This is a genomic window from Lachnospira intestinalis (assembly GCF_040095895.1).
GTDB classification, from domain to species: Bacteria; Bacillota; Clostridia; order Lachnospirales; family Lachnospiraceae; genus Lachnospira; species Lachnospira intestinalis.
This window is the reverse complement of record NZ_JBBMFS010000006.1, coordinates 172,125-178,567: the sequence shown is the minus strand read 5'-3', so window position 1 is coordinate 178,567 and position 6,443 is coordinate 172,125. Positions and strand designations below refer to the sequence as shown.

General features: G+C 37.6%; 6 protein-coding genes. 3 read left to right on the top strand and 3 right to left on the bottom strand.

The annotated features are described in order from the left end of the window. Window positions 1-44 precede the first annotated feature (44 nt). A complete protein-coding gene (locus tag WMO37_RS08940) occupies window positions 45-1,730 on the bottom strand; it encodes a recombinase family protein (RefSeq protein WP_117738697.1) in 1,686 nt (561 codons plus the stop codon). Window positions 1,731-2,067: 337 nt separating this feature from the next. Here WMO37_RS08940 and WMO37_RS08935 point away from each other — a divergent pair, with 337 nt between their 5' ends. After that, the gene (locus WMO37_RS08935; protein ID WP_014080774.1) at window positions 2,068-2,253 is read left to right on the top strand and encodes a hypothetical protein; all 186 of its coding nucleotides are present in this window, start codon (window positions 2,068-2,070) and stop codon (window positions 2,251-2,253) included. After that, window positions 2,246-2,854: a hypothetical protein gene (locus WMO37_RS08930; protein WP_005348504.1), complete on the top strand. Its 609-nt coding sequence runs from the start codon at window positions 2,246-2,248 to the stop codon at window positions 2,852-2,854. Before WMO37_RS08935 ends, WMO37_RS08930 begins: the two co-directional genes overlap by 8 nt. 47 nt (window positions 2,855-2,901) lie before the next feature. Here the strand turns inward: WMO37_RS08930 and WMO37_RS08925 are convergent, their stop codons facing one another. Next, window positions 2,902-3,036 (bottom strand): hypothetical protein, encoded by a 135-nt coding sequence (locus WMO37_RS08925; protein WP_005348500.1) that lies wholly within the window; start codon window positions 3,034-3,036, stop codon window positions 2,902-2,904. A gap of 250 nt (window positions 3,037-3,286) precedes the next feature. Here WMO37_RS08925 and WMO37_RS08920 point away from each other — a divergent pair, with 250 nt between their 5' ends. Next, entirely contained in the window at window positions 3,287-5,533 is a 2,247-nt protein-coding gene (locus WMO37_RS08920; RefSeq protein WP_055287785.1) for a tetratricopeptide repeat protein, read from the top strand. Window positions 5,534-5,570: 37 nt separating this feature from the next. On the opposite strand, the gene WMO37_RS08915 is transcribed toward WMO37_RS08920, so the two are convergent. Beyond that, window positions 5,571-6,443, bottom strand: coding sequence for an ATP-binding cassette domain-containing protein (locus WMO37_RS08915; protein ID WP_005348496.1), 873 nt, complete (start codon window positions 6,441-6,443; stop codon window positions 5,571-5,573).

The window sequence follows — 6,443 nt, the reverse complement described above, 5'->3', positions numbered from 1 at the left end:
AAACACACATCTATTTTATTCCCAAAATGGCGAAATCCTTTGATTTATTGGGCTTTTCTTGACAAAAGGCAGACTGTCTCAACGGTACTTTCGTTGTCCCAACAAAGTTCCTGTGTTTCCCTGTCTCCAAAATACACCGGAAAACGGAACTTTATGTGCTTCAGGAATCTGCCATCCGGCTGCTCCTGCTCATAAATATCCACCTGTTCTACAAAGCTGTTAAGAAATTCTTTCTTCTCCAGGTCGGTGAACTTATCATATAGTTTATCAAAATATAAAAGGAATTGATAGACGTTTTCTTCTGATATTTTCTGTTGCCGGATATTCAGCAGGCGGTTCTTGACTTCTTCTATACTGTTCTCCACGCCTTCAATCTCATCATACAAACGGTATAACCTTGTCTCCATATCCTGATATTTCTTCTCATAAAATTTATCCATGATATCCAGATTGTCCATCTGCTGTCCAAGTCTTGCTTTTGCTCCGGTCAGCTGCCTGTGCTGCTTTTCCAATCCTTCAATCTCTTTTTCTATTTCTTCTGTATCAATTCTTGAACCGATTTTATTCAGAATTGCTTCTTCAAATTTAGGATTCTTCACCAGCTTCCGAATAACTTCTTCCACTGCATTGTTAATCTTCTCCTCACTCCATTGTTTACGATATCCACATTTATGACCATCTACCAGGCGACGATGTTTGCAGGCATAATAGAAATAATCCTTATATAAAGTTCCGTCTTTCTTTTTCTTTCGGTTCACGTTTCCATACATACCACTTCCACATAACGGGCATCTCAATATTCCAGATAAAATATGCTCATGATCGAGACTATGTGTCTTTTCATATTTCACACCTGTTTTTTCCCGTTTTTGATGTGCCAGCTCCCAGTCTGTTTCTGAAACAATCCCTTCATGGATACCATCGTGCAGCATATAATTTTCCTGCTTTACAATGCGGTATTCATTTCTTGTACCAGAAACTTTCTCGTTTTTCCTTCGTCCATAAGCCAGCTTTCCACAGTATACCGGATTATCCAGAACGCCTTTTATAAATGATGCGGCAAATGCGTCCAGTGTATTATTCTGTCGTTTTTTCTTTTTATATCCATGCTGGTTCAGCCATGCGGCAATCGCAGAGATTCCCATATTGGTATGAATAAATTTGTCATAGATCAGACGAATAATCTCTGCTTCGTCCTCTGCAATCTGCAATTCTCCATTTACTAATTCATAACCATACGGAGCAAATCCACCATTCCATTTTCCTTCCCTGGCTTTCTGCTTACGTCCTTCCATTGTCTGAACAAGGATATTCTCTCGTTCGATCTCTGCCACCGCAGACAGAACAGAAATCATCAGCTTTCCACTATCTTTTGAGCTGTCAATTCCATCTTCTACACAGATCAGATTCACTCCAAAATCCTGCATCCTCTGCAGAGAGTTTAATACATCTGCTGCATTACGACCGAATCTGGAAAGCTTGAACACCAGTACAAACTGTACCTCATCTGTTCCATTCTCAATATTATCCAACATTCTCTGAAATTCCGGTCTGCCCTCTACGCTCTTTCCAGACTTACCTTCATCTGAATACTCATTTACGATTTCCATATTCTGAAATTCCGCATATCTCTTGAGTTTTTCTTTCTGAGCATCCAGACTGTAGCCATCTACCTGCATGGTTGTGGATACTCTGGTATATATATCGCATTTAATCTTTTTATTCTTCATAATCTTCCTCGCAGTATAACTCTGTTTTATTGTCCCAACCTTATTTTAGTACTTGTTCCAACTATTTTCAATACTTATTTTCCGTATTGACGCATTTCTTCGCCAATCGTATAATTAAGTTAGATACAGAGCATTTCTGTTATCAAAATATTGCCCGCCCACCATTGGCGACTTATAAATGATTGGCTCGAAAATATTGTTCGCTTACCGGAAGCGTCTAATAAATGTCCGGCTTGAAAATTATTTAGAAATAATTTCTGTTTTTGATATTGTGTTTTTATCACACATTGCATATACTATAAATACACAAAAAAGCCAAAAAAGAGGAGGTGTTAGTATGGCTACTTCAAGTATTACTCATAATTTTGTCGTATCCAATCCAAATAGCGTAAAGCGTTTTGTCGCAGCAATTGACGAAGCCGACCGTGACCGCACACCAAAGCAGACACTTCCCGGACGTCAGTTAACGAACCCACAGGAAATCTTAGCTTTAATGTCAAAAAGGAAGAAAAAACATGTCTGATAAATATTTTACCGTTAATATTCGGGCATATTTGGATAAAGACGAACCGACATATATCGGAGAGGAAAGTCTTTACGACTTACTCTCCGATTTTTCTTGTCCCAAAAATCCCGATGTGGAATACTTTTTATTACATAATGCGATTGAGTTTACCAAAAAAGATCAATCTATCACTTATCTGGTATTTGATGCTGAAGATGCTTCACTGGTTGGTTATTTTTCACTTACAATAAAACCAATCTCTGTCCGTGCTTCAAATATCAGCAAGACAATGGCAAAAAAACTGTCCCGTGTCAGTATTTTGGATGAAGAAACACAATCCTATACTACCGCAGCTTACTTGATCGCCCAGTTGGGAAAGAACTATTCTCTTCCAAAGGAAAAACGAATTCCTGGAAATATTCTACTGGGATTTGCACTGGAAACCATATCCAGTCTCAAATATTCCGTAGGTGGCGTTATGGAGTTTCTTGAATGCGAAGATAATGAATTTCTTCTGAGCTTTTATACGCAGAATCATTTCAAGCCATTTGATACGCGTATTACCGCTTCTCAGAATAATGAGCCACACACTCTGCATCAGCTTTTAAAATTTATTTGATTTAAAAATGCATGAAAAAAGCGACAGTCTGATTTACATTTTGTATTTCAGGAAACTGCCGCTTCTTTTTCTTCCTTATTCTGTTTTTCTTCCTCCAACTCCCGGAGGACTTCAGCGCCGTACTTATCAATCATCCGTACCAGAAAATCAATGCACCGCTCAAATTCAATATTCTGTTGCATAAGCTCCTCCCGTTATTGTTTTGATCTGAGCTTATTTTACAGAACCTGCCGGAAAACCACATTGAATAGAAATTGATTGTAAATTGACACAATCAATTTAAAAATATCCGCATTTTCTTGAATCGAATATATGTTTGTGTTATGATAGATATACTTAATCTTAACTACGAAAGGGGAATTTCTATTGAATCGATGCGATTTTTCTTCTATTAGCACTTGCTTAAAAAATCATATCAGCGAAAGTAATCAAATGAGTCAGCCTGATTTTTTATACGAATTATTTGAAGATTTTATGGATGATCCGGCAAATCAGGATTTTTCTATGGATAATGGTCTGGTTTGTCGTTGGCTGACCGGTCAAGCAAAGATCAGTCCCAAAATATCTGCCTACTATTCCAAACCCAGTAATCAGAAAAAACTGGCAGAAACCATTCACCAGAATCTGCTTCCATTGATGTCTGACTGCAATATGGCTATGCAGGATATATACACATTATTTATACAAGATGACACCATCTCCGATGCCAAAAAGAAAAATCTGGCTTCTCTGTACAAACCAGCCAGCTCACGTCTGCTTTTTCTTGCAAAGCTGATTTCTTTTGGCATGGAGCGACAATTTATCAAACGTGATACTAAAAATCAAAAATTACTTGCCGGAGGTGCCCTGTCACCCATTGTGCTGGATTATATTATGGACAGTGAGGTTCCGAAACCATGCCGTCATTTTATCGGAAGAGATAAAGAACTAGAAGAATTATATACCATGCTTGAGGAAAACCGTCATGTTTTTCTTTGCGGAATTGCCGGTATTGGTAAAAGCGAACTTGCCAAAGCCTACGCAAAACATTACAAAAAGCATTACACTAACATTCTATATGTAGAATATACAGGTGATCTTCATCAGGACATTACTGACATGGATTTTATTGATGATCCACCAGAAATCAGCGAACAGGAACGGTTTCAAAGACATAACCGTTTTCTGCGTTCCCTGAAATCCGATACTCTGCTTATCATAGATAATTTTAATGTCACAGCTACACAGGACAGTTTTCTGTCAGTAGTATTAAAATACCGCTGTCAGATTTTATTTACGACCAGAAGTAATCTGAATGAATACTGTACTTTTCAATTAAAAGAAATAAAGGATATAAACATTCTTTTCCAACTGACATCTGCATTTTATTCAGAAGCAGACAAGTATCGTTCGACCGTCGAAAAAATCATAGAGACCGTACACTATCATACTTTTGCTGTAGAACTGGCTGCAAAACTTTTGGAAAATGGAATTTCAACTCCAGGTCAGTTATTAGCAAAACTTCAGGAAGAAAGAGCATCTCTCGATAATGAAGATAAAATTAAGATAATCAAGGATGGTCAAAGCAGTAAAGCCACTTATTATAGTCATATCCATACTCTATTTTCACTATATGCTTTATCCCGAAAACAGCAGGATATCATGTGCAATTTGTGTTTTCTTCCTTACACTGGTATTTCTGCCCGCATATTCGCCAAATGGCTGGAACTGCCTACCTTAAATGAAATTAACGACTTGATTGAAACTGGTTTTGTGCAGACAACTACACGTCACACAATTTCCCTGCATCCTATGATTAAGGAAATTGCCCTTTCAGAGACAAAACCATCTGTAAGTAGCTGTCACATATTACTGGATTCTTTACAGAAAATATGTTTAATGCATGGAATTGAAGTCGATTATTACAAGAAGCTGTTTCAGACAGCAGGAAACATCATAGAATTGATTGAAAAAGATGATATACCAAAATATCTACTTTTTCTGGAAAATGTTTTTCCATATATGGATAATTATAATTACCAGAAAGGTATGAAAGAAATCATTCAGGAATTAAAAAATTTTTTGAAGCCTAAAGACATTGGCACCGATTCTGACCGGGCATTGTTACTGGATTTTCAGGCTACTCTTGAAATCAAGCCAGAAAAAGCAATAAAACTGGAAAAGGATGCACTTGCCCAGATAGAAAATATCACTGCTGACAATGCTCGCCTTGTTTCCAACCTTCATGCCAATCTCGGTGGACTTTACCGCATGAACGGTCATCCCGATCTTGCAAGAGAACACATGGAAAAAAGTATCTCACTGCTTGACCAATTTAACCTGCTTCATATAAATGACAGCATACCTCAGATTGCCAATTATGCAATGTTCCTGACAGAACAGCAGGAACCCGAAAGAGGCATCTCTGAATTGCAAAAATTATCCGGCATCATCAAGGAATACCATTCCGATGACTGTCTGGATTATGCCAAAGTACAGGAAACCCTTGGAACCATTTATCTGATGACTGCCAATCTTCCGCAAGCCAAAACACATTTTAAAAGAGCTTTCAAAATATATGAAAAGATCTGGGCTGATGAACCAGAAATGATTGAAGCAAAATATCAGGAAATTCAGGAGTTATATCCACAGATTGGATTTTGCATTGGAAAAAATCTATCCGGTCTTTTAACAAAATAAGCATAATTTACGGCGGGCAACTTGCCCGCCGTTATATTCAACTATTCGTCAAATAAATATATGCATCTTCCAAAGTGATATCATTATCCAGGACACAATTCTCATTTGGCTTTCCTTTGCTTAATACTTTCATATGAATTCCATTTTCTACATACTGCTTAGATGATATAGAATAATTGGCTTCTAACAAACGGGCTTCTTCTGCATTTTGTACCGTACAATTCCAAACACAGCCCTTTGCATTTTCCAGCAACCCACTCACGCTTCCAGAATATAAAAAACTTCCCTTTTTCATAATGGCAAGCTGTGTACAGGTTGCTGCTAAATCTTCTACTACATGAGTGGAAAACAGCACAGTTCTATCCTTTGAAAAATCAACCAAAAGATTGCGGATCCTGATTCTTTCTTCCGGATCTAACCCGGTGGTAGGTTCATCAATAATCAAAAAATCCGGATTATTAAGAAGTGCCTGTATGAGTCCGACACGTCTCTTCATACCACCAGATAATTGCCGCATTTTTTTATTCTGATGCTCTGTAAGAGAAGTCTTTTCCAGATAATAGGTAATTCTTTGTTCGAGGTCATTTCTGGCTACTCCTGACAGTCCCCCCATATATACAAGACATTCTTTCACCGTAAGATTCGGATATAAGTCGATTTCCTGTGGAAGATAACCAATCTTTTTCTGTATTTTCTCATAATTTCCCTCGTTATACAGAATTCCATCAAGGGAAACCATTCCTTCCGTTTGTTTTAAAACAGTTGTAAGAACCCTCATCAAAGTGGTTTTTCCAGCACCATTCTCACCCAAAAGTCCGTAAATTCCCTTAGGTATTTCAAGAGATGCCTTATTTACTGCAACTACACCATTTTTAAATCTAACTGTTAAATCATTTATTCTAATACTCAT